Origin of the sequence: Streptomyces sp. ActVer (assembly GCF_027270795.1) — a bacterium.
Lineage (GTDB): Bacteria > Actinomycetota > Actinomycetes > Streptomycetales > Streptomycetaceae > Streptomyces > Streptomyces umbrinus_A.
Window position 1 is genome coordinate 1 of record NZ_JAPWHT010000011.1, and the last position, 23991, is coordinate 23991.

Annotated in this window: 18 protein-coding genes and 1 tRNA gene; 5 read left to right on the forward strand and 14 right to left on the reverse strand. The window is 68.4% G+C overall.

What is annotated here, in order from left to right; all coding sequences use genetic code 11:
* The 5 genes from O3Q52_RS03430 to O3Q52_RS03450 form a co-directional block, all read right to left on the reverse strand.
* The coding region (locus O3Q52_RS03430) for a hypothetical protein (RefSeq protein ID WP_269647267.1) at positions 1 to 578 on the reverse strand (578 nt) is incomplete at its 3' end.
* A gap of 143 nt (positions 579 to 721) precedes the next feature.
* Positions 722 to 794 (reverse strand) — tRNA-His (locus tag O3Q52_RS03435).
* A 94-nt stretch (positions 795 to 888) separates the two neighbouring features.
* On the reverse strand, positions 889 to 1491 hold the full coding sequence (gene orn / locus O3Q52_RS03440; RefSeq protein WP_269647268.1) for an oligoribonuclease: 603 nt from the start codon (positions 1489 to 1491) through the stop codon (positions 889 to 891).
* Positions 1492 to 1629: 138 nt separating this feature from the next.
* On the reverse strand, positions 1630 to 2859 hold the full coding sequence (locus O3Q52_RS03445) for a helix-turn-helix domain-containing protein (RefSeq protein ID WP_269647269.1): 1230 nt from the start codon (positions 2857 to 2859) through the stop codon (positions 1630 to 1632).
* Between the two features lie 377 nt (positions 2860 to 3236).
* Positions 3237 to 3542, reverse strand: coding sequence for a hypothetical protein (locus tag O3Q52_RS03450; RefSeq protein ID WP_269647307.1), 306 nt, complete (start codon positions 3540 to 3542; stop codon positions 3237 to 3239).
* Positions 3543 to 4063: 521 nt separating this feature from the next.
* On the opposite strand from O3Q52_RS03450, the gene O3Q52_RS03455 reads away from it, so the two are divergent.
* Positions 4064 to 4588 carry a universal stress protein gene (locus O3Q52_RS03455; RefSeq protein WP_055616056.1) on the forward strand — a complete coding sequence of 175 codons (525 nt, stop codon included), beginning with the start codon at positions 4064 to 4066 and terminating at the stop codon, positions 4586 to 4588.
* Positions 4589 to 4823: 235 nt separating this feature from the next.
* Positions 4824 to 5393, forward strand: a complete 570-nt coding sequence (locus tag O3Q52_RS03460; protein ID WP_269647270.1) for an acetate uptake transporter — start codon at positions 4824 to 4826, stop codon at positions 5391 to 5393.
* Between the two features lie 175 nt (positions 5394 to 5568).
* Here the strand turns inward: O3Q52_RS03460 and glmS are convergent, their stop codons facing one another.
* Positions 5569 to 7386, reverse strand: a complete 1818-nt coding sequence (glmS, locus tag O3Q52_RS03465) for a glutamine--fructose-6-phosphate transaminase (isomerizing) (RefSeq protein WP_269647271.1) — start codon at positions 7384 to 7386, stop codon at positions 5569 to 5571.
* Positions 7387 to 7480: 94 nt separating this feature from the next.
* On the reverse strand, positions 7481 to 7738 hold the full coding sequence (locus O3Q52_RS03470) for a hypothetical protein (protein ID WP_055616059.1): 258 nt from the start codon (positions 7736 to 7738) through the stop codon (positions 7481 to 7483).
* 163 nt (positions 7739 to 7901) lie between these two features.
* On the opposite strand from O3Q52_RS03470, the gene O3Q52_RS03475 reads away from it, so the two are divergent.
* On the forward strand, positions 7902 to 9476 hold the full coding sequence (locus tag O3Q52_RS03475) for a metallophosphoesterase family protein (protein ID WP_269647308.1): 1575 nt from the start codon (positions 7902 to 7904) through the stop codon (positions 9474 to 9476).
* A 143-nt stretch (positions 9477 to 9619) separates the two neighbouring features.
* Here O3Q52_RS03475 and O3Q52_RS03480 read toward each other — a convergent pair whose 3' ends face one another.
* Positions 9620 to 10498 (reverse strand): DUF4429 domain-containing protein, encoded by an 879-nt coding sequence (locus O3Q52_RS03480; RefSeq protein WP_269647272.1) that lies wholly within the window; start codon positions 10496 to 10498, stop codon positions 9620 to 9622.
* A 62-nt stretch (positions 10499 to 10560) separates the two neighbouring features.
* On the opposite strand from O3Q52_RS03480, the gene O3Q52_RS03485 reads away from it, so the two are divergent.
* Entirely contained in the window at positions 10561 to 12156 is a 1596-nt protein-coding gene (locus O3Q52_RS03485) for a beta-N-acetylhexosaminidase (protein ID WP_269647273.1), read from the forward strand.
* Between the two features lie 114 nt (positions 12157 to 12270).
* On the opposite strand, the gene O3Q52_RS03490 is transcribed toward O3Q52_RS03485, so the two are convergent.
* The 6 genes from O3Q52_RS03490 to O3Q52_RS03515 form a co-directional block, all read right to left on the reverse strand.
* Positions 12271 to 14073, reverse strand: coding sequence for an IucA/IucC family siderophore biosynthesis protein (locus O3Q52_RS03490; RefSeq protein WP_269647274.1), 1803 nt, complete (start codon positions 14071 to 14073; stop codon positions 12271 to 12273).
* Complete coding sequence (locus tag O3Q52_RS03495) at positions 14070 to 14645, reverse strand: GNAT family N-acetyltransferase (protein WP_269647275.1); 576 nt, start codon at positions 14643 to 14645, stop codon at positions 14070 to 14072. Before O3Q52_RS03495 ends, O3Q52_RS03490 begins: the two co-directional genes overlap by 4 nt.
* The gene (locus O3Q52_RS03500; protein ID WP_269647276.1) at positions 14642 to 15934 is read right to left on the reverse strand and encodes a lysine N(6)-hydroxylase/L-ornithine N(5)-oxygenase family protein; all 1293 of its coding nucleotides are present in this window, start codon (positions 15932 to 15934) and stop codon (positions 14642 to 14644) included. Before O3Q52_RS03500 ends, O3Q52_RS03495 begins: the two co-directional genes overlap by 4 nt.
* On the reverse strand, positions 15918 to 17384 hold the full coding sequence (desA, locus tag O3Q52_RS03505; RefSeq protein WP_269647277.1) for a lysine decarboxylase DesA: 1467 nt from the start codon (positions 17382 to 17384) through the stop codon (positions 15918 to 15920). Before desA ends, O3Q52_RS03500 begins: the two co-directional genes overlap by 17 nt.
* A gap of 199 nt (positions 17385 to 17583) precedes the next feature.
* A complete protein-coding gene (locus tag O3Q52_RS03510) occupies positions 17584 to 18534 on the reverse strand; it encodes a siderophore-interacting protein (protein WP_269647278.1) in 951 nt (316 codons plus the stop codon).
* 167 nt (positions 18535 to 18701) lie between these two features.
* Entirely contained in the window at positions 18702 to 19751 is a 1050-nt protein-coding gene (locus tag O3Q52_RS03515) for an ABC transporter substrate-binding protein (RefSeq protein WP_269647279.1), read from the reverse strand.
* A gap of 762 nt (positions 19752 to 20513) precedes the next feature.
* On the opposite strand from O3Q52_RS03515, the gene O3Q52_RS03520 reads away from it, so the two are divergent.
* Positions 20514 to 23891 carry a LamG-like jellyroll fold domain-containing protein gene (locus tag O3Q52_RS03520; protein ID WP_269647280.1) on the forward strand — a complete coding sequence of 1126 codons (3378 nt, stop codon included), beginning with the start codon at positions 20514 to 20516 and terminating at the stop codon, positions 23889 to 23891.
* The last annotated feature ends 100 nt before the right edge of the window (positions 23892 to 23991 follow it).

Below are 23991 nucleotides of genomic sequence, written 5' to 3' on the forward strand. Positions count from 1 at the left end.
CCGTACGCCCCTGTCTGCACGGGCGGTTGAAACGGGGCCACCCGTGGGTGCCGGGGGTCCCAACTCCCGCTCTCGTACCGTTGTTCCAGCATTCCGGTGGCCGACCGCCGCCACCGGACGCCCGCCGCGTCCGTGAACTGCACGACGCCGAGGGCGGGTTGGGAGGGACGGGCGGGGCCGAGGCTCGTGTCGCTCGTGGGCAGCAGGGCGCTGACGCTCTCCCCGGCGTGCAGCAGTCCGCCGGTGAGGGTCGTGGGGAGCGGCCGGCCGTCGTAGTGCAGAGCGACGTCCCTGACGGGCTGGTCGCTCCCGTTCGTCGCCTGAAGACTCCAGCCGACCCACTGCTCGGCCAGCGGCGACGGCCGGCTCCTCATCACCACCTGCACCAGGGAGGCCTGCACCACCTCCGCCTGCCGCTCGGCCTCCCGCGCGAGTTCCCGCTCCCGCTCCTCGACCTCCCGGGCCACGGCCGCCACCCGCGCCGACTCCCGCACGGAGTGCCGATGCCCGGCATAGCTCGTGACCAGCCCCGCCACCCCGACAACGACCCCGACCACTCCGACGACTGCCTCCAGCATGCTCGTAACTGTGACGGGGTGCGGGAGGGGCAGTCCAGTACCACCGGGGAATCCGATCAGTCCGGTGGCCGGGTAGGGCCGAGTGGTGCGGGAAACGCCTGAGGGCCGGTCCGCTTTCGCGGACCGGCCCTCAGGACCTTCAGGGTGAGTGACGGGACTTGAACCCGCGGCATCCTGGACCACAACCAGGTGCTCTACCAGCTGAGCTACACCCACCATGACCGGGCTGGTTCTCCGAGTGGTTCACCGACCGGCCGAGAAAAAGTGTACAGGGTCCGAAGGGGTGCTCGCGCCCGTGTTTCGGTGGGGGTTATCCCGCAGGTAGGACGTGCTTCGAGGCGATGGTGCGGGCCGTCTCCGAGTCGGGGCCGGGCTGCGGGACGAAGATCGCCTCGCGGTAGTAGCGGAGCTCCGCGATGGATTCGCGGATGTCGGCGAGCGCGCGGTGGTTGCCGTTCTTCTCCGGGCTGTTGAAGTACGCCCGGGGGTACCAGCGGCGGGCCAGCTCCTTGACGGAGGAGACGTCCACGATGCGGTAGTGGAGGTACTCCTCCAGGGTCGCCATGTCACGGAGGAGGAAGCCGCGGTCCGTGCCGACCGAGTTCCCGCACAGCGGGGCCTTGCCCGGTTCCTTGACGTGCTCACGGATATAGGTGAGGACCTGCTCCTCCGCGTCCGCCAGCGTCGTGCCGCCGGCCAGCTCGGAGAGGAGGCCGGAGGACGTGTGCATCTGGCGCACCACGTCCGGCATCGTCTCCAGCGAGGCGTCCGGCGGGCGGATCACGATGTCCACCCCCTCGCCGAGTACGTTCAGCTCCGAGTCGGTCACCAGCGCGGCCACCTCGATGAGCGCGTCGTCCGACAGCGAGAGACCGGTCATCTCGCAGTCGATCCACACCATGCGATCGTTCATGGGTTCACCCTACGGCCCGCTCCCGCGCCCGGGCAGGCCCGGGACCTCGGCAGTCAGGGCCGATGACGGACAAAAACCGCGCCGGCCCCGGACCGCGAGGGTCCGGGGCCGGCGCGCAACGCCATGACACGGCCGCGGCTAGGGCGCGCTCCGCTGCCCGGGCAGGCTCGCCCGTCCCGCCGCGTACATCTCCGCGCCGGTCCGTCCCTCCGTGGAGAGGGACGACGTCGCCGGACCGACCGCGTGCGCGGCCGCCGTACGCCGGGTCTGCAGCGGCACGGGTGCCTCCTGCTGCACCGGCAGCGGTGGTGGCGCGCCGGAACCGTCCGAGTCCGACTGCTTCTCGCCCTGCGGCCGGCGGGCCCGGTAGGCGGCCCGGTACGCGGCGGGGGACGAGCCGAGCTGCCGGCGGAAATGGCCGCGCAGGGCCACCGGGGAGCGGAAGCCGCAACGGCCCGCCACCTCGTCCACCGAGTAGTCGGACGTCTCCAGGAGCCGCTGCGCCTGGAGCACCCGCTGCGTGATCAGCCACTGCAGGGGAGCGCTCCCGGTGAGCGAGCGGAACCTGCGGTCGAACGTACGCCTGCTCATGTACGCGCGTGCCGCCAGCGTCTCCACGTCGAACTGTTCGTGGAGGTGCTCCAGCGCCCAGGCGACGACCTCCGCGAGCGGGTCGGCGCCGATCTCCTCTGGTAAAGACCGATCGAGATAGCGCTCCTGACCGCCACTGCGCCGGGGCGGGACCACCAGACGGCGGGCCAGTGCTCCGGCTGCTTCGTTTCCGTGGTCCGTCCGCACTATGTGCAGACAGAGGTCGATCCCGGCCGCCGTGCCCGCCGACGTCAGTACGTCGCCGTCGTCCACGAACAGCTCGCGGGGATCGACGTGCACCGACGGATAGCGCTTGGCCAGCGTCGGCGCGTACATCCAGTGTGTCGTCGCCGGACGGCCGTCCAGCAGTCCGGCCGCCGCGAGTACGAAGGCGCCGGTGCACAGCCCGACTATGCGGGCACCCTCCTCATGGGCCCGACGCAGTGCGTCGAGCGCCTCCTCCGGTGGCGGTGAGGTGATCGACCGCCAGGCCGGCACGACGACCGTGCCTGCCCGGGAGATCGCCTCCAGCCCATTGGGCGCGGTGAGTTCCAGGCCCCCTGTGGTCCGCAGTGGGCCTTCCTCGCCGGCGCACACCAGTAGTCGGTAGCGCGGCACGCCGGCGTCCTGGCGGTCAATCCCGAACACCGAAAGCGGTATGGAACTCTCGAAGATGGGGCCGCCGCTGAACAGCAGCACCGCGACGATCTCCTTGCGGCGTCGCCCGGAAAGTTTCCGGGCCGCGGCTTCCGGCGCGGCAGTGGAGTCGTGGCTCATACTGCTAAGCCCCCCTCGGTGGTCGCGGCTCCTCGGTTGTGTCGCTCCTGCACGTTTCCCCTCGGTCCTGCACGAGTCCCCCGCCGTAAGACGTCAAGATCGAATCTACTGTGTCCCGTGGTGCCGAGGTGGCCAGTTCAGCACTCGGCAGATTGTCGACATGGCAACTTGGCGTGAAGCATTCGATCACGAAGCGTTGCACTCGTGGGCCGTACAGGGAAGTGCGCCTGGCCCGCGTGGCCGGTCCCAGTAGGGTGCGGGCACCCTGCGGGACCCTTTCAGTGCAGGTCGAACGGGGGTTGGGGGCCTGGTCGGCCAAGGGGTGCGCGGTGTCCAGAAGTTGGCTGAAAAGCAACGGGCTCGTGCGCGGAAACCGGTCAGTCAACCGGCGTATTTCCACCGGCATGCCGACCGCCCCGGTGCGCTCCCGCGCCGACCCTGCCGCGGGGCGCATGATGTGGCGCCGGGTCCTCGACGCGGGGCGTGTGTTGCGCTGACGGCTCCTCGGTAAGCAGCCGTGCCGCGCCCCGCTCGGACCGGCGCAGCAGCATCCGGCACGCCGCCGTCACCGCGGCCAGACCGAGGGCCGCGCCGGCGGCACCCGCCAGAGAGGTCCCGTACCCGACGAGGACGACCGGAACCAGGACGCAGCTGAAGGCCGCCCAGCGGACCACGTCGCTCACCGTGTCCTGGGTGGCGGCGGAACGGGCGGCGGGTGTCCTGGAGGGGGGCTGGGGCGCGGTCGAGGGTTGTCCGGACACGGTGGGGCTCCCTGGGGCGGTGGCTTACAGGGGTTCAACGCGGGTTCGACCCGGCGGTCACGGGGGGCTTCCCAGGGGTGCCCTCGGAAGTCCTGGGGGGTGTCGGGGGTCGTGGTCCGGCCGGGGGTGCGTTGTGGTTGACCGCGCCCACGCGGCGGAGCCGCACATGTCACAGCCCCGCGCCCCTTACGGGGCGCAGTCCCGCACCGGGGCTTTCTTGCTGGGTGAACGCTGTGCAAACCGCCTGTACGGGGCAGCAACCATTGCGTTACGGGCGTTCTCTCGTGCATGCTCCCTGGAACCCTCCCGCGGCGAGAGCGGGATCTGGGCAGAGGAGGCGTGCCGCCGTACCCTTGGGGGTATGGGGTTGGGAAGATGATTCCCGGACACAGCTCCGTAGCACCTGCCGTCCCACCCACGAGGATCCGAACGCCGAGACACTCATGGCCGGTCACGAATTCGAACCCGCGGACCGCAAGCGCCCCGTCGCCGATCCCACGGCGGCCGAGCCCTTGGCGGCGGAAGAACCACGTCAGTCCTGCGATCCCGCCTTCAAGCACGGAGTCGTCGTCGGCTTCGACGGATCGACGTCCAGCGAGCGCGCCCTCGCGTACGCGATCGGCATGGCCTGCCGCTCGGGCTCGGGCCTGATCATCGTCCACGTCGCCAACCGGCTGCCCACCACGGTGTGGGCGGGCTGCGAGCCCCCGGTCTTCGTCGACGTCCCTGATCACCGCACCGAGGTGCTCGGGCTCGAACTCGCCTGCGCGGAGTATCTGGCCGAGGTCCCCTGGATCCTCGTCGAGCGCGGCGGCGACATCTGCCACGAACTCGAAGAGGTGGGGCGGGAGTACGAGGCGGACGCGATCGTCGTCGGATCGACCCACGGCATCGTCGGGCGCATCTTCGGCTCCGTCGCCGGCCGGCTCGCGAAGCGTGCGCAGCGCCCGGTGGTCGTCATCCCCTGATCGGCCTCCGGCCGCTTCTCGACTGACCGCTGATCGCCTCTGTTTCGACCTCTGTTCGAACGCCTTCGGTGCTGTCGTTTCGCAACTCGGCGTTGTCCCAGGTGAGATGAGCCGCGGGCGAGGTCAACTTCCTTTACGTGTCGGGTAAATCTACTCGCGCGTAGATGTGTTTGTGCGCTTGTGAAGGGCATATACCGGTCACCGCACAACAGCACATGCACGAAGGGAGCCCGCCGTGGACAATGACGTCTCCGCGGGAAGCACCACCTGGACCCTCGGCCACCTCGCACTCGGACTCACCCTGCTGGCCTTCGGCCTCGGTCACACCGAAGTGATCGACGGCGTCACGGCAGCCGACTCCGTCTCTCTCGCCACCTATGTCGGTGGCATCGCACTCTTCGTCGCCGGCCTCATGGCCTTCCGCGACCGCGACACGTTCACGGGTACGGCGTTCGCCGGGCTCGGGGCGTTCTGGTTCACCTGGGGGGTCGGCGCCGACACGCAGGTCTCCGACAACGCGGCGGGGCTGTTCCTGCTGCTCTTCGCGCTGGTCGCGCTGAGTCTGACGCTGGGGGCGTCGGCCTCGGCGCCGCTCACCAGGGGCGCGTACGGGCTGTTGTTCGTGGCGATGGTGTTGCTCGCCGTGGCGCAGTTCGGTGACTCCGCGGGGCTTGCCAAGGTGGGTGGGTGGTTCGCGGTCGTCGGCGGACTGGCCGCCTGGTACGCGGCGACTGCGGCGCTGGCTCACTGGCCTACGGCCATGCCGCGTCGTGCTGCCGGCCGGGGCGTGACGGCAACCGGCTAAATGGCAGCCTGCCGGGGTTTTGGGCGGCCCCGGCCCGTGGACGGACCCTCCGTGTTCTGGTGGCGACACGGAGGGTCCGTCCTCTTTTTGCGCCTAAACCGGCGCCGCTCTCGCGGACCTGGTTGCTCGCCGTTGGGGTTGCTCAATCATCGCTTCGGCGGGCGGGCGGAATTTTCTACTCCACCGTGACCGACTTGGCCAGGTTCCTCGGCTTGTCGATGTCCCTGCCCAGGGCCAAGGCCGTGTGGTAGGCGAGGAGTTGGAGGGGGATGCCCATCAGGATGGGGTCCAGTTCGTCCTCGTTCTTCGGGACGACGATGGTCTGGTCGGCCTTCTCCTGGCACTCGTGGGCCACGGCGAGGATCTTGCCGCTGCGGGCCTTGATCTCCTCCAGGGCCGCGCGGTTCTTCTCCAGCAGGTCGTCGTTCGGGACGATCGCGACCGTCGGCAGCGCGGGCTCGATCAGCGCGAGCGGGCCGTGCTTCAACTCCGAGGCGGGGTAGGCCTCGGCGTGGATGTACGAGACCTCCTTGAGCTTCAGCGAGGCCTCGCGGGCCACCGGATAGCCGCGGACCCGGCCGATGAAGAGCATCGAGCGCGCCTCGGCGTACTGCTCGGCGAGCTTCTTGATCTCGTCCTCCTGGTCGAGGATCTCCGTGATCTGGCCGGGCAGCTTGCGCAGGCCCTCGATGATCCGCTTGCCGTCGGAGACCGACAGGTCACGGGTGCGGCCCAGGTGCAGCGCGAGCAGCGCGAAGGCGACCGTGGTGTTGGTGAAGCACTTGGTGGAGACCACGCACACCTCGGGGCCGGCGTGCACGTACATGCCGCCGTCGGCCTCGCGGGCGATGGCCGAACCGACCACGTTCACGATGCCCAGGACCCGCGCGCCCTTGCGCTTCAGCTCCTGCACGGCCGCCAGGACGTCGTACGTCTCACCGGACTGGGACACCGCCACGTACAGCGTGTCGGGGTCGACGACCGCGTTGCGGTAGCGGAACTCCGAGGCGGGCTCGGCGTCCGCGGGGATACGGGCCAGCTCCTCTATCATCTGGGCGCCGATCATGCCCGCGTGGTACGAGGTGCCGCAGCCGAGGATCTTCACGCGGCGGATCTGGCGCGCCTCGCGGGCGTCCAGGTTCAGGCCACCGAGGTGGACCGTCGAGAACCGGTCGTCGATCCGGCCGCGCAGCACACGGTCCACGGCGTCGGCCTGCTCGTGGATCTCCTTGTGCATGTACGTGTCGTGGCCGCCCATGTCGTACGAGGCGGCCTCCCACTCCACGGTGGTCGGCTCGGCCGTGGTGCGCGTGCCCTCGGTCGTGTACGTACGGAAGTCGTCGGCCTTCAGCGTCGCCATCTCGCCGTCGTCAAGGGTGACGATCTGGCGGGTGTGGGTGACGAGCGCGGCGATGTCCGAGGCGACGAACATCTCCCTCTCGCCGATGCCGAGGACGACCGGGGAGCCGTTGCGGGCCACCACGATGCGGTCCGGGAAGTCGGCGTGCATGACGGCGATGCCGTACGTGCCCTCGACGACCCGGAGGGTCTCGCGGACCTTGTCCTCAAGCTTCTCGGCCTGGGAGCGGGCGATCAGGTGGGTGAGGACCTCGGTGTCCGTCTCGGAGAGGAACTCGACGCCGTCGGCCTCCAGCTTCTTCCGCAGGTCGGAGGCGTTGTCGATGATGCCGTTGTGGACGACGGCGACCTTGTTGTCGGCCGACATGTGCGGGTGCGCGTTCACGTCGGAGGGGGCGCCGTGGGTGGCCCAGCGGGTGTGGGCGATGCCGGTGGTGCCGGCGAAGCGCTTGGGGACGCGGGCCTCCAGGTCACGGACGCGGCCCTTCGCCTTGACCATCTTCAGGCCGGCCGTCTTCGGAGACGTCACGACGATGCCCGCCGAGTCGTAGCCGCGGTACTCGAGGCGCTGCAGGCCTTCGAGGAGGAGCGGTGCCACATCACGCCTGCCGATGTATCCCACGATTCCGCACATACGTTCTTCGGTTCCCCTCTGTCGGCCGGCCGCGCCGAAGCGGCTCCGTCGTGACCGGCTCTGTCGTTCTGTTCGTCCGGCTTTCGCCCCGCCGTCAGCCGTAGACGATGCGGCGCAGTTGTCTGAGCGTGAGCTCGGGCGGTGCGACCGCGCGGTACTTCAGGTCCGCCGCGATCCGTTCGAAGATCGTCGAGTTCACCAGTCCCTGAGCCTGGAGCTCGCGATGGCGGCGACGGACGTAGTCGTCGGTCGCCTCGTCGAAGTAGGCGAGGACGTCCTGGATCACCCGCAGTGCCTCGCCCCGGCTGAGGGGCGAGGAGCGCGTCAGATGATCAACAAGTTCGTCGTGCACCCGTCGATCCTGAGGTAAAGCGCTGGCAATCGCAAGAATCCTGCCCGATTTCGGGCACGAGGCTGTTGAAACTCTTATGGGAGGCTGTTCGGGGCCTGTTCATCCTGTGGCCCGCGGTGCGATGGTTGCCAGGAGCACCTTTTCGGCCATGGACACTCCACGCATGGGCATACCGGACGAGCTCGCCGCGCGCATGAGCATGGCCGAGCAGCACGAATACCTTCGCGCCAGATTCTCGCGGCGCACGATGATCAGGGGCGGCGCCGTCACGCTGGGCGCCGTCGCGGGCGGGGTCTTCGTGCCCGGCGCCGTCGCACAGGCGGCAACGAAGACTTCCGTACCGACGCAGACCGCCGCGCGCACCGAGAGCGTCGACGGCGCGCTCGTCGCGCCCTTCGGCCGCCATCTCGCCTGGGGCAGCGACCCCCGCACGGAGATCACCGTCTCCTGGCAGGTCCCGGTCGCGGTGAAGAAACCCTTCGTCCGCATCGGCGCCCACCCCTGGGACCTCTCCCACAAGATCGACGCCGAGGTCCGCACGCTCTTCACTCCGGCCGGCGTCGGCGCGAGCGGCAACCACACCCAGTACTACGTGCACGCCAAGCTCACCCACCTGCGGCCCGGCCGGACGTACTACTACGGCGTCGGCCACGCGGGCTTCGACCCGGCCGAGGCGCACCTGCTGGGCACGCTCGGCACCTTCACCACCGCCCCCGCGCACAAGGAGCCGTTCACCTTCACGGCCTTCGGCGACGAGGGCGTCGGCTACCACGGCCTCGCCAACAACAGCCTGCTGCTCGGTCAGAACCCGGCCTTCCACCTGCACGCCGGCGACATCGCGTACGCCGACCCCGCCGGTGCGGGCCAGACCGCCGACGCCGGGTTCGACTCGCGCGTGTGGGACCAGTTCCTTGCGCAGACCGAGTCGGTCGCCAAGTCCGTCCCGTGGATGCCGGCCTACGGCAACCACGACATGGAGGCCTGGTACTCGCCCAACGGCTACGGCGGCGAGGACGCCCGCTGGAACCTCCCGGACAACGGCCCCGACAAGAAGAACCTGCCGGGCGTCTACTCCTTCGTCTACGGCAACACGGCGGTCATCTCGCTCGACGCCAACGACATCTCCTTCGAGATCCCGGCCAACCTGGGGATCTCCGGCGGTACGCAGACCAAGTGGCTCGAAGCGCAGCTGAAGAAGTTCCGCGCCTCGAAGGACGTCGACTTCGTTGTCGTCTTCTTCCACCACTGCGCCTACTGCACATCCACCGCGCACGCCTCGGAGGGGGGTGTGCGCCAGGAGTGGGTGCCGCTGTTCGAGAAGTACACGGTGGATCTCGTCATCAACGGTCACAACCACCAGTACGAGCGCACGGACGTCATCAAGGCGGGCAAGGTCACCAAGAAGCTGCCGATCGGCGGTACGGCGTATCCCGAGACGGACGGTGTGGTGTACGTGACGGCGGGGGCGGCGGGGCGCAGTCTGTACGCGTTCACCGCGCCGGTGTCGTACGAGGGGCATGAGAACGAGGTCGAGTCCGTCGCCTCCTTCGTCAATACGAAGGAGGGCAAGGTCAATGAGACGGTTGTGTGGTCTCGGGTGCGGTACCTCGACTACTCGTTTTTGCGGGTGGATGTGACGCCGGCGTCTCGGGGGCGGCTTGCCACGTTGAGGGTGCGGGGGATTGCCGAGACCGGTGCGGAGGTTGACCACTTCACTGTGGCGCGGCGGGTTCATTGACCTTGTTGTGGTACGGCGGCTGCGGGTGGGTGGGGGCTGGTCGCGCAGTTCCTCGCGCCCCCCAAAAGACTGCGCAGTTCCCCGCGCCCCTGAAGAAGGCGCCCGCGCCCCCGTCTGGGACGCGGGCGTCTTCCTTTCTGCGGCTACATGCCCCTCAGTACCGCCTGCTTCGCCAGGGTGAACTCCTCGTCCGTCAGTACGCCTGACTTGTGCAGGTCGCCCAGTTCGCGGAGGCGGCGTAGGAGGGCGTCGTGGTCGGCTTCCGGGGGTGGTTCCGGGGTGGGGGTGAGTTGCTTGGGTGGGGTGTCCGTGGGGGACGGGGCCGACGGGTGCGGGAGGCGGGCCTGTACCGCTGCCGCGACCAGGGCCATCAGGGGGTCCTTCTTGAAGCCCCACAGGTCGACCGAGTTGGGGTCGTACTTCGGTGGGGCCTTCGTGGGTGCGCCCCGGACGGTGAAGCGGAGGAAGCCGTTCTCCAGGCCGACCGCGGGATGCCACTCCACGGACTGGATGTCGGTCAGGGCGAGCGTGCGGGCGCCGGCCGCCGACTTGGCCTCCTCCGTCTTCCAGTTCCACTCCAGGCGGATGGTCTCCCCGTCGAAGCTCGCGGTGCCGTCGCCCGCCGAGACCGACAGGGGCACCGCGGGCCCCGGCAGCAGATAGCGGTCGACGGCGGTGGCGGGCACCTCGTCCAGGAGCAGCGCGTTGCGGATCTCGTCCACGAAGTACTCGGCGACGCCGTAGCGGTCCGAGTCGACGGCCATCTGGTAGGGGTCGGAGGAGTCCGTGAGCCTGCCGCCGGTCGCGTGCAGCAGCGGGTCGGCGCCGTCGCGCAGCCGGAGCCTGAGCCGCCCGGACTTCTTGCCCTGCTCGAACGAGATCCCCGCCAACGCGCCCAGCGGTACGGCGAGTTCGCCCAACGTCCTGCGCAGCGGGCCGACGTTCTTGTCGCGGCCGGGCACGAGCCGCAGGGCGTCGCCGTCGAAGGTCCACGTGCCGTCCCGTTGGATGATTTCCGCCATGAGGGGGATTGTTTCACCGGCCGTGCGGGAGAGTGGTCTATACCCATTCGAAGGGAGCGCATGTGAGACAGCACAGAACGCCCCGACTCCTCGGTACGCTGCTGCTCGTGGTGGCTGCAGGTATCTCCGTCGTCGGCGCGGCACCGTCCGCCGCCGGCCGAACCGCTACCCCGCTCGGCCAGGTGATTCCGGCCCCCGCCTCTGTCGACGCGGGCGGATCCCCGTACCGGATCACCAGCAGTACGCGCATCCGCGTGGACGACTCGCGGGAAGCCCGGCGCATCGGCTCGTATCTGGCCGATGTCCTGCGGCCGTCGACCGGCTATCGGCTGCCGGTCACGGACGACGGCGGCGGAGACGGCATCCGGCTCCGGCTCAGCCGCAAGGACTCCGCGCTCGGAGCGGAGGGCTACCGGCTGAAGAGCGGCAAGGGTGCCGTCACCATCACGGCCCGGGAGCCCGCCGGACTCTTCCACGGTGTGCAGACCCTGCGCCAGCTCCTCCCGGCCGCGGTCGAGAAGGACTCCGTACAGCCCGGACCCTGGGCGGTCGCCGGCGGCACCATCACCGACACGCCCCGCTACGGCTACCGCGGCGCGATGCTCGATGTCTCCCGGCACTTCTTCGGCGTCGATCAAGTCAAGCGCTACATCGACCAGTTGGCGCTCTACAAGGTCAACACGCTGCACCTCCACCTGAGCGACGACCAGGGCTGGCGGATCGCGATCGACTCCTGGCCGCGGCTCGCCTCGTACGGTGGGTCCACGCAGGTCGGCGGCGGAGCGGGCGGCTTCTACACGAAGGCCCAGTACAAGGAGATCGTCCGGTACGCCTCCTCGCGCTTCCTTGAAGTCGTGCCCGAGATCGACATGCCCGGCCACACCAACGCGGCGCTCGCCTCGTACGCGGAGCTGAACTGCGACGGGGTCGCTCCGCCGCTCTACACCGGCACCGAGGTCGGCTTCAGCTCGCTGTGCGTCCGCAAGCCGGTGACGTACGACTTCGTGGACGACGTGATCCGTGAGCTGGCCGCGATCACGCCCGGCAGGTACATCCACATCGGGGGCGACGAGGCGCATTCGACGCCCCACGAGGACTTCGTGGACTTCATGACCAAGGTCCAGCCGGTCGTCGCCAAGTACGGGAAGAAGGTCATGGGCTGGCACCAGTTGACCGGGGCGACCCCCGCCAAGGGCGCGCTGGCCCAGTACTGGGGTCTGGACGACACGAGCGCCGCCGAGAAGGAGCAGGTCGCGGCGGCGGCGCGGAACGGGACCGGGATCGTCCTGTCGCCCGCCGACCGGGTGTACCTCGACATGAAGTACAACGCGGACACCCCGCTCGGCCTCGACTGGGCCGGCCTGGTGGAGGTCAAGCGGTCCTATGACTGGGATCCCGGCAACTACCTTGCGGGCGTGCCCGGTTCGGCGGTCCGGGGCGTCGAGGCGCCGCTGTGGACGGAGACCCTCGCCACCTCGGCGAACCTCGACTACATGGCGTTCCCGCGGCTGCCCGGGGTGGCCGAGCTCGGCTGGTCGCCCGCGGCCACGCACGACTGGGACACGTACAAGGTGCGGCTCGCGGCACAGGCCCCGCGGTGGGACGCGATGGGGACCGGTTACTACCGGTCGTCGCAAGTCCCCTGGCCCGCCCAGTAGTTGGGGAGTAGTTGACGCTCGGCAGGTGAACACGGCGGCGGGCGCCCCCTGGGACCGTACATAGGGGACGCCCGCCTGCTTGTGGGAGCTGTAAGTCGGTGAGCAGGTCCGTCCTTACAGCCCGGCGATGGGGTTCTTCAGGTTCCCGACGAGCTGGAGGGCTCCGGCGGGATCGGCGAGATCCACCATCTGCTTGTTGTTGCGCAGCTGGAGACGGTTGAGGCAGGACAGCGAGAACTCGGGCGCGAACATGTCGTACTGCTCGAACTTGTCCGCGAGTTCGGGTGTGGCCTCCTGGTACTCACGTACGCAGTCGGCGACCGTCCGCCAGAAGTCGTCCTCCTCCAGGACGCCCTCGCCCGCCAGGTTCGCGGCGAGGAAGCGGAAGAAGCAGTCGAAGACGTCGGTGAAGATCGACAGGAGTTTTTTGTCCTCGGGGACGTCGACGCGCAGCCGCTCGACCGTCGGCGGGAGCACCGCGTCCGGGTCCATGACGGCGATCTCCTCGGCGATGTCCTTGTAGATCGCCCGCTCGACGACACCGTCCTTGAGCACGAGGATGACGTTCTCGCCGTGCGGCATGAACACCAGGTCGTACGCGTAGAAGCTGTGCAGCAGCGGGGTGAAGTAGGCCCGCAGATAGCGGCGCAGCCACTCCACCGGCGTCAGCCCCGAGCGCTCGATCAGGGTGGCCGCGATCGACGCGCCCTCGTGGTCGACATGGACGAGCGAGGCCATGGTGGCCGGCGACTCGCCGTCCCGGAGGGAGGGGACCGGGCTCTCGCGCCACAGGGCGGCGAGCATCTTCCGGTACGGGGAGTAGCGGTCGGTGGCGGCCTCGTACTCCAGGTGCCGGTAGCCGACGGCCGCCCGCTCGCGGATGATCGACAGGCCGGTCGACTTCAACACCGGGTCGTTGTCGATGAGCCCGGCCAGCCAGTCGTTGATGGCCGGGGTCGCCTCCATGTACGCGGCGGAGAGGCCGCGCATGAAGCCCATGTTGATGACCGACAGGGCGGTCTTCACATAGTGCTTCTCGGGGGCGCTCTTGTTGAAGAACGTCCGGATCGACTGCTGGGCCAGGTACTCGTCGTCGCCCTCGCCCAGACACACCAGACGCTTCTGGGCGACCTCGGCGGCGAAGGTGACGGTGAGCTTGTTCCACCACTGCCAGGGGTGGACCGGGATGAAGAGGTAGTCGGCCGGGTCGAGTCCCTGGTCGCGGAGCGTGCCGTGGAAGCGGTCCACGGTCTCCTTGCCCAGCTCGTCCCGGAGGAACGACTCGTACTCGATGCCCACGCCCGCCGTGAAGGCGGCCCGCGAGCGGTGCGCGGCCAGCCAGACCAGCCGTACGGGGCCGGCGGTCTCCGGCGCGTACGAGAGGTACTCGTGGACCCCGAAGCCCAGTCGCCCGTTGTTGGCGACGAAGCAGGGGTGGCCCTCGGTCATGCCCGTCTCGATCTCCTGGAATCCGCTTCTCGCGAGCTCGGCGGAGGTGAGCTGGGGCTTGGTGAGCTTGTAGCAGGTGCCGGCGAGAGTGGAGGAGATCTCCTCCAGGTAGACCGGGAGCACCTCGTCGCTCAGACCGAGCGCGCCCTTCAGCTCGACGAAGAAGTCCAGGGCGTGCAGGGGGAGTTCGCCGCCGTCGCGGTGCCTGGTGATCGACTCGGCGTCGACCTGCCAGTGGTCGAGGGCGCGGCGGGTGGCGGTGAACCGGTAGCGGGTCAGCCCGTCGTCACTGCGGACGGCGTACTCGGCGGGATTGCCCGCGTTGCTGCCCTGGCCGCCGCCTTCGGTCGGCTCCGGCGTGATCAGCCGTTCGTGGGCGAACTCGGCGAGGGCCTTGCGGATGAGGAGGCGGTTGGCCCGCGCCCAGCGGTGGGGGGACAGATGTGCCACGGCGTCGGACAGGGTCACAGGGAAACTCCTCGGGTGGCCAAGCTGTGCCGATTCAAGAAGCGTTCGCGCGTGCAGAAGGAGAGCAGCGCGCGCTTCTCCGGCTTGTCGATCTCGCGCGCCGGGACGAAGCCGACTGCCTCGTTCAGCGCGTGCACTGCCTTGTTGGTGACATCCGGCTCGACGACGACCCGCCGGGTGCGCGGGTCGGCGAACAGCTCGTCCATCACCGCGGTGATGACGGCCCTGGTGAAGCCGTGCACGGGCCGGTCGGTGGGGGCGACCAGGAAGTGCATACCGACGTCACCGGGCTCGGGCTCGTACAGCCCGACCAGCTCGATGTACCGGGGGTCGTACTTCTCCATCAGGAACGCGGGCCGTCCGTCGTGGAACCCGAGATACGCGTGATGGTGCTCACTGGCCGTGATGGCCATGTACTCCCGCTCCACGTCCTGCAGCTTCGCCTCCTGCATCATCCAGAAGGCGGCCTTGGGATGCGTCACCCAGGAGTGCAGGAGCTCGGCGTCCTTGAGGGGGTCGAGGGGGCGCAGGCTCAGGGTGCCGACGGTGTTGCCGGTTCCGGCGGCGCTCATACCGCGAACTCCTGGAACGCGATGGACTTTTCCACCGGGTAGTACTCGGTGCCGAGCAGTTCCCGGATGATGTAGGCGTTGCGGTAGGCGCCCATGCCCAGGTCGGGTGAGGTGATCGAGTGGGTGTGGACGCCGGCGTTCTGGAGGAAGATGCCGCGCCCGGTCGTGTCGATGGCGTAGTTGCGGGCCACGTCGTAGTTGCCCTGCTCGTCGTAGACGATGCGGTCGCGGACGGGCTTCAGGAACCCGGGCTCCACGTACTTGTAGCCGGTCGCCAGGACCAGGCCCTCGGAGTGCAGCTCGTAGTCCTTGCCCTGCTCCTCCTGGCGCAGGCCCAGGGTGTACGTGCCGTTCTCATGACTCGCCGTGCTGAGAGCGGAGTTGGTGAGCAGGCGGGTGGGGACCGGGCCGCCGAGGTTCTTCTGGTAGAGCAGGTCGAAGATCGAGTCGATCAGCTCGCCGTCGATGCCCTTGAACAGGCCCTTCTGCTCCGTCTGGAGGCGGTAGCGGGTCTGCTCGGGCAGCGCGTGGAAGTAGTCGATGTACTCCGGGGAGGTCATCTCCAGCGTCAGCTTGGTGTATTCGAGCGGGAAGAAGCGCGGTGAGCGCGTGACCCAGTTCAGCCGGTAGCCGTGGACGTCGATCTCGCTCAGCAGGTCGTAGTAGATCTCGGCGGCGGACTGCCCGCTGCCGACCAGCGTGATCGATTTCTTCGCCTGCAGCTCCCGCTTGTGCTGCTGGTAGCGGGAGTTGTGGATGAAGTCCCCGCCGAGGTCCTGGCAGGCCTCCGGGATGTAGGGGGGAGTGCCGGTGCCCAGGACGAGGTGCCGGGCGCGGAACTCGGCACCGGCCGTCGTGCGGACGACGTACACGTCATCGGCGTACGAGACCTCCGCCACCGTCGTGCCGAAACGGAGGCTCGTCAGTTTCGAGGCGGCCCATCGGCAGTAGTCGTCGTACTCGACGCGCAGCGGGTAGAAGTTCTCGCGGATGTAGAACGAGTACAGACGGCCGGATTCCTTGAGGTAGTTGAGGAAGGAGTACGGGGACGTCGGGTCGGCCAGGGTGACCAGGTCCGACATGAACGGGGTCTGGAGGTGTGCGCCCTCCAGGAACATCCCGGAGTGCCACTCGAAGTCCGGCTTGGACTCCAGGAAGACACCGTCGAGTTCGTCGATCGGCTCGGTGAGGCAGGCGAGGCCGAGGTTGAAGGGGCCGAGCCCGATACCGATGAAGTCGTGGATCTTCACGGCGGATCCAGGAAGCGCGGATTCAGGAAGCGCGGTCAAGGGACTCTCCCAGGTACTGCTCGGCATGGCCGGCGATCAGGTCGAGCACGGCGGAGATGTCGTCCGCCGTGGTCTCGGGGTTGAGCAGGGTGAACTTGAGGAAGTGGCGGCCGCCGACCTTCGTACCCGCGACCACCGCGTCGCCGGAGGCGAACAGGGCCTTGCGGGCGTACAGGTTGGCGCGGTCGATCTCGGCCGGGTCGGTGACGGCCGCCGGGATGTAGCGGAAGACGAGGGTGGAGAGGGAAGGCGCGACCACTACGTCGTACCGCGGGTCGGCGGCGAGCAACCGCCAGCCCTCCTCGGCCAGTTCGCAGACCTCGTCGAAGAGCTGGCCGATGCCGTCGGCGCCCATCACGCGCAGCGTCATCCACAGCTTGAGCGCGTCGAAGCGGCGGGTGGTCTGCAGGGACTTGTCGACCTGGTTGGGGATGCGCTCCTGCACCATGCGGCGCGGGTTGAGGTACTCCGCGTGGTAGGTCGCGTGGCGCAGGGTGGCCGCGTCGCGGACCAGCACGGCGGACGAACTCACCGGCTGGAAGAAGGACTTGTGGTAGTCCACGGTCACGGAGTCGGCGCGCTCGATGCCGTCGATGCGGTGCCGGTTCTTCAGTGACGCGAGCAGTCCGCAGCCGTAGGCGGCGTCGACATGCATCCAGGCACCGAACTGCTCGCACAGCTCGGCGATCTCGGGCAGCGGGTCGATGGAACCGAAGTCGGTGGTGCCGGCGGTCGCGACGACCGCCATCGGGACCAGGCCGTCGCGCTTGCAGCGCTCCAGCTCGCGGGCGAGCGCGACCGTCTGCATGCGCTTGTCGTTGCCCACGGGGATCGAGACCACGGAGTCCTGGCTGAGGCCGAGGAGTTTCGCCGACTTCTTGACGCTGAAGTGGCTCACCTCTGAGGCGAAGATCCGCAGTTCGGCGTGCGAGGCAGACGCTTCCCACCCTGCCCGCCCTGGTTTGGCCTCCTCGCGGGCGAGCAGCAGCGCCTGGAGGTTGGACTGCGAGCCGCCGGAGGTGAACACGCCGTCGGCGGCGGGCCCGAACCCGATGCGTTCGTTGGTCCAGTCGACGAGCTTGCGCTCGATGAGGGTGCCGCCGGCCGACTGGTCCCAGGTGTCGAGGGAGGAGTTGACGGCGGAGAGGACCGCCTCGCCGAGCACGGCGGGTATGACCACCGGGCAGTTGAGGTGCGCGAGGTAGCGGGGGTGGTGGAAGTAGATCGCGTCCCGGAGGTAGACGTCCTCCAGCTCGTCGAGCACCGCGGTCGTGTCGTGCAGCGGCTTGTCGAGGTCGATCTGCTCGATCCGGGGCGCGAGGGAGTCGACCGTGACACCTGTGAACGGACGGTCGGTGGTGGCGAGTTTGGCCGCCACCCGCTCTATTCCTTCGGTCACGGAGCGGCGGTACCGCTCCGCGGTCGTGTCATTGAGCAGGTGCGAGCGCATGGGGGAGTCCTCCGGGGGACAGGAGAGAAACGGGCGCGGGAGAGAGGTGGGGGCGACTCTCTGAACTTAGGTAAGCCTAACCTAACTTCACGTCGATGTCCGCCCCACCCGTCACGCTGTGAGCTATGCCTCCCTCTCGTCACTTCTCCCGCTACTTCTCTCGCTGCTTCGCCCGTCACCTCGCCTGCCACTGCTCCCGTCACTCGCCTCGTTCGCGCAGCTGCTCCTCGCTGAGTCCGCGCCGCCAGTAGCCGACGAAGGTGACCCGCCTGCGGTCGATCTCGCGCTCCCGCACGAGGTGGCGCCGCAGCGCCTTCACGCAGCCGGACTCGCCTGCGATCCAGGCGTAGGGGGCCTGGGCGGAGGGGAGTTGGGCGGAGCGGATGGCTTCCAGGGCGAGGGGGGTTGCTTCGGGGGTGCCGTCGGGGTCGTTGTTGGGTGCCTCGTCGTGTGCGTCGCCGCGGATGTCGTCGGGTGCGTCGGCGTGCGCTTCGGCGCGTGCTTCGTCGCGTACGAGCCAGGTGATCTCCGCGTCCGCGGAGGTCGTGGGCTCGACGCGGTCGCCGGTGTGTGGGACCTCCAGCCAGACGCGGGCCTTCGTCCCGGCGGGCAGGGCCTCCAGGATGGCCGAGGCGGCGGGCAGGGCCGTCTCGTCGGCCCAGATGAGGATCAGGTCGGCGTCGGCGGGCGGGCGGAACCGGATCGCCGTGTTGTCGGCGACGGACGGGCCGAGCAGGACCGCCCGGTCGCCGGACTTGGCGTCCGCGGCCCAGCGGGAGGCCGGGCCCGCGGGAGTTGCGGCGCCGGGTTCCGTGCCGTGCAGCACGAAGTCGATGTCGATCTCGGTGGTGGCGCCGTTCGCGTCCTGGCGCAGGGCGCGCAGGGTGTACGAGCGCATGACCGCGCGGACGTCTTCGGGGGTGTCGATCCAGGCCTGGCGCCAGCCGTCGCCGTACTCCATCGGCATGACGGGGGTCTGTTGGCCCGGGCGGGGGAGGAAGAGTGAGAGGCTCTGGTCCTGGCCGTTGGAGGCGAAGGCGTGGAGGTCCGGGCCGGTGAAGGTGACGCGGACGAGGGACGGGCTGAGCCGCCTCGTCCGTGTGACCTGAAGGGTGAAGAAACGGAACGGGGCGGCTACTGCCGTCGGCATGGCTTTTGCTCCTGAGTTGCGTCAGGGGGCGGGTGGTTCTGTGTTGTTTCCCGGGTGCGGGCCGGTGGGGGCTTGTCGCGCAGTTCCTCGCGCCCCTAAGGGATTGCGCAGTTCCCCGCGCCCCTGAAGGGCGCCCAGGTGGCGGCGCGCCTTCAAGGGGCTGCCGGTCAGGCGACCTTCTTGGCCTTCTCTATTGCCTCGGCGAGGGTGTTGAGCATGGGGGTGCACTTGTCGTAGGAGAGGATCGGCTCGGTGGTGCGGGGGACGACCTGGTCGGCCTTGACCGCGGGGAGCTTCTTCCAGGTGGCCTTGGTGATGTCGGCGGGCTGGATGGTCGCGGTGCGGTCGTCCATCATGATGATGTCCGCCGGGTACTTGTCGACGTTCTCCCAGCTCAGGTTCTCGAACCAACCGCCGCTGGCCTTCAGGACCTTGGCGGGCGGCTCGACGAGGTTCACGCCGAGGGCCTTGAAGTACTCCAGGTCGATGGAGAGGTTCGAGCCGGAGACGTAGAAGATGTCCTGGCTCGCGGAGCCGATGAGGACCTTGATCTCCGGGCGGGCCTTGGCGGCCTTGCGCAGCCGCTCGGCGGCGGTCTCGAAGTTCTTCTTCGCCTCGACCGTCTTGGCGGCCTTCACATCGGCGCCCAGCGACTCGGCGAGCGCGAGCATGCGCTCCAGCGGCTTGGGCAGCTGGCGGTCGTAGACGGAGATGCCGACGCTCGGGGCGAGCTTGAGGATCTTGTCCTTGGACTCGGCGGGGACGTACCAGAGGGTGCCGGCGTCGTCGAACATCGTGGAGAGCAGCACGTCGGGGGCGAGCCCCGCGTACTTCTCGATGTTGAACTCGCCCCACGTGTTGCCGATGATCGTCAGCTTGCTGACGTCCATGTCGCCGGCCTGGACATCGGCCTTGCCGTCCTTGGTCTTCGTCGGACCGAAGACGCCCTTGACCTCGATGCCGTAGTCGTAGAGGGCGGCGGCGACACCGGTGAAGGCGACGATGTTGGCCGGGCTCTTGTCCAGCTTCACCGTCGTGCCGCGGTCGTCCTCGAAGCTCCACGGGCCGGACGCGGCGGCGCTTTTCGTCGCGTCCGCCGAGCCACCGCTCTTCGAGTCTTCGTCACCGCAGGCGGCGAGCGCGGCACCGAGGCCGAGGGCGCCACCGGCGGCGAGGATGCCGCGGCGGGTGAGGTGGGTGGCACGGGCGTTGGACATGGCATGGCTGCTTTCGAACAGGGCGGATGACCCACTGGACAGTGCGAAAGGTAGGTTAGCCTAACCTCATTACTTGTCCAGGAGGTGGCCCTCACCTGCTGGAACGCCCGGAGCGGTCCATGATGGCACCTGTGGGCAGCCTGTGCACCCCGAGCCTGGGGGAGGCCGCGGGGGTGATCTTTTCGGCCAATGAGACCCAACTCCCTTGTCACTCATGCCCCGTTGACCTCGGGTTTTGCCCTTGACATGTGCGCACCACGGATATGTAGGGTGCCTCAACTGTGAACATCCCGTGACTCCCTGTTGGGGATTTCATGGGGTCGGGGGAGGCACGGGGTGGGCTTGTCTGTGTGTAGGCGCGGCAGCGGTAGAGCGTTTGTGACAGCGCTTTCGGTGGCGGTCGTCGGGGGTGTGCTGCCGATGACCGGCTATGGCGGTGCAGCCCAAGCCGAGGTGCCGTCGACGCAACGGAGTGCCGCGGCGGGGAGCATTCCGCAGGCGGCCCGATCCTCGGCGGCCCGCGCCGCCGAGACCGGGGAGCCCGTGGAGGTGCTCTACGAGCGCACCGAGTACTCGCAGGTGTTCGCCCAGCCGGACGGCAGCTTCAAACTCACTCAGTCGACCACTCCGCGGCGAGTCAAGGGTGCCGACGGGGCATGGCAGCCGGTCGACGTCACGCTGGAGAAGCGCGCCGACGGCCGTATCGCGCCGAAGGGTGCGGTGGTGGACCTGTCCTTCGCCGGCGGGGGTGCGGGTTCGGACATGATCCGCATCGGGGACCGTAAGGGGCGTGCGCTCACCCTGGGCTGGGATCGTGAACTGCCGGAACCGGTTCTGGACGGGGATACGGCCACGTACCGCGAGGTGCTTCCCGGGGTCGACCTGCTGCTGACGGCGACGCCGGAGTCGTATCGCGAGGTGCTGGTGGTCAAGACACCGCAGGCGGCTACGAGTCCGGCGTTGGACAAGGTGGTCCTCGGTGTCGACAGCGAGGGGCTGGAGGTCCGGCCCAGCACCAATGGCGGTTTGGTGGCCGCGAACGAGGACGGGGTAGAGGTCTTCACCGGACCACCTGGGCGGATGTGGGACTCCGCCGGTGAGGCCGCCGAGGGTTCTGGCCCTCAGACCATGATGGGCGAGGGTGCTGCCGCAGCCGAGGGTGAGGAGAGCGATCCGGCTGTCGGCCCCGGAAACGGTGCAGCTTCCGCGGTGATGCCTGTGCAGGTCGAAGGCGACAGCATCGCCGTCGTGCCGGACGCCGAGATGTTGGAAAGGGCCGGCACTGTCTACCCGGTCTATATCGATCCGGCGGTTGGGCTCGGGCACACGTACCGCGCGGTTCTGTCCTCCGACGGTGACAGTTTCTGGATGTTCAAGGGGGCCGGCTACGGCATTGGCCGATGCGGTTCCAACTCCCAGGGTGCGTGCACCACCGGTGCCTGGTACACGAACCGGATGTACTTCCAGTTCAACTCCGCGAGTGCGTTGCGTGGCAAGTACGTGATCGATTCGACCTTCCGGGCGTACGAGACGTGGTCGTTCGACTGCAACCCGGCCTGGGTGGATCTGGAGCGCACCGACGGGATCTCTTCGGGCAGCAAGTGGCCGGGCCCGGGCGGACCCAAGTCGGACAACAGCTGGGACCAGCTGGGAGACAAGTACGTTGCGGCGGGACGTGGCACCGCGTGTACGCCGGAGCAGCCGAACTCGTGGATCGAGTTCAATGACAATCCGGACGAGGCGGATGAGAACCTGAACTCCACGGTGCGGAACTTCGCCGATGGCAAGATCGACAACCTGACGCTCATGCTCAAGGCGAAGGACGAATCGGACGTCACCGCCTGGAAGCGCTTCGACGACAACGCCGAACTCGAGGTGGAGTTCGCCTACCAGCCCGGGGTGCCGACCCGGTATGGGATCTGGCCGGGCAACATGGGCGGCGACCCGGACGACGTGCAGTGCTCCACCTCTTCCTCCAACCCCGTCGTCGTCACCCGGGCTGAGCCGTATGTGCAGGCGTCTGTGCAGACCAAGGTCGAGCACGGCAAGGGAAACTCGGAAGGTCAGCTCCAGGCCGAGTGGGTGATGGAGCGACGGCAGGCAGACGGCACCTGGGTGAGCAGTTGGAGCGACTACAAACCCGACGACGGCTGGTCCCCTGATGGCACGGTGGAGACAGCGAAGGTCTCCCCGCGCGTGGACAAGACGACATACCGGGTCAAGGCGCGCACCCAATCGCATTGGAACTACGACACCAAGTCAGGAGACCTGTTCTCGTCCTACACCCCTTGGTGCTATTTCAAGGTCGATGCCGATCGACCCCAAGCCCCCGTCGTGAGCGCCGTGCAGGGCGGCATCTATTCGCTGTGCATCACGGAGGACTGTGGGGCCCAGGGCGGTCCCGGCACCCGGGGCAAGCTGCACTTCGCTCAGAACTCCGCGGACACCGATGTCGTGAAGTACGAGTGGCGGCTGCCGGGTATGACCAAGCCCAAGTTCATCACCGGTGCCAGTGTGGACGAGGAGATCACGCCCTTCGTGGCCGGCCGTCAGACCCTGCAGATCCGCGGATGGGACGCCGGAGGCTACGGTGAGTGGGCGTACGCCAAGATCAAGGTCGCAGCCGCGCAAGGCGCGCTCGGCCGCTGGCACTTCGACGACTCCCCGTCGGGCTCAGCCGAAAAACTGGCCAAGGACAGCGCGGTTGAAGGCGCGGTCCGCCACAACGCGACGATGTTCACCGAGGGCACAGGCTTCTCCTCGCTCGCACGCCGTGGAGACGCGGACCAGTCGCTTTGGTTGGACAGCACCGACCCGGCCAAACAGCAGGGATACGCGGCCACTTCGACACCCGTTCTCAACACGAGTGACTCCTTCACCGTGTCGACGTGGGCGTATCTGACCGATGCATCGGCCAACAGGGTGGTCCTGGCTCAGCCGGGCAGCGCGTCGAACGCCTTCACGCTGTACTACTCGACCTCCTACAAGGCATGGGTGTTCAACCGCACCGACAAGGACCAGGCCGGCCCGGTCTACATTCGCTCCATTGCCGACCAGCAGAATCCTCAGCTGAAGGTATGGACGCATCTGGCAGGCGTCTACAAGACCGAGGGCGACGACGGCATCCCGGACACCGATCCGACGAACGACACGATTCAGTTGTTCGTCAATGGCCGGCCCCAGGGGCAGCCGGTGAACCTGGCCGGTGCGGCCTCCACCTACCAGCCCTGGTCGGCCTCCGGCGCTCTGCAGTGGGCGCGCTCGGTCAAGGCGGGTACGGGGCAGGAATTCTTCCGAGGCCGACTCGACGAGACAGCGGTGTGGCAGCGACCCCTGACCGAGGCCGAAATACGTCTGGAAGGCCTGCTCAGCGAGAACGAGGCCGCCGCAACGGAGTTGATGGCGGAGTGGGATGCCTCCACATCAACGGGCACGGCCTTGGCGGAGAAAACGGGCTACCCGTTCCCGGCAATGACACTTGCTGGAAACTCCAAACTCGAAGAAAGCCCGCAACTGCTGACACTGGATGGTGCCAACAGCTACGCCACCACCACCGGACCAGCGGTCGATGAGACCGGTTCCTTCACCGTCAGCGCCCTGACCCGGGCAGATTCCGCCAAGCTGATCGGCAAGGCCGACGGCTACACCATGACCGTCGCCAAGCAGAAGATCGGCAATGAGGCGTCGTGGGCCCTGAAGTTGGTCAAACTGGCCGACGACATCGACGGCGACGGCAAACCTGAATGCCTTTGGCGTTTCGAGCGAGCCAAGGTCGACGCCACGGGGAAGAAGACCGCAACCACGCACGTGTCGGCCACCGCCGTGGCGATCCTGGACGAACTCGTGCATGTCACCGGGGTGTACAACGCGGCCGAGGCATTCGACGACGGCGACGCCACCCGGTTCGGCAAACTGCACCTCTTCGTGGGCGCCGACGAACAGGTGGATGAAGCCACCGAGCCGAACTTCGCCGAGCCGCAGCAGGGCACCGGCGAGCTCGCCATCGGCCGCGGCCACAGCAACGGCGCACCCGGCGAGTACCTGCCCGGTGCGGTGGAGGGCTTGCGCATCTGGACCGGAGCCATGGAGAGCCGTCAGATCGCCGAGCGAGTCCTCGGCGAGGCGACGCCCACCGGCTAACCGACCACGAGGGCGGCAGCCGGATCCGGCACGGACACCGCTCACTCCGGCACAGGCAACCGAACAGATCCCTGTACATGGGATCCAGGTGGGTCACACG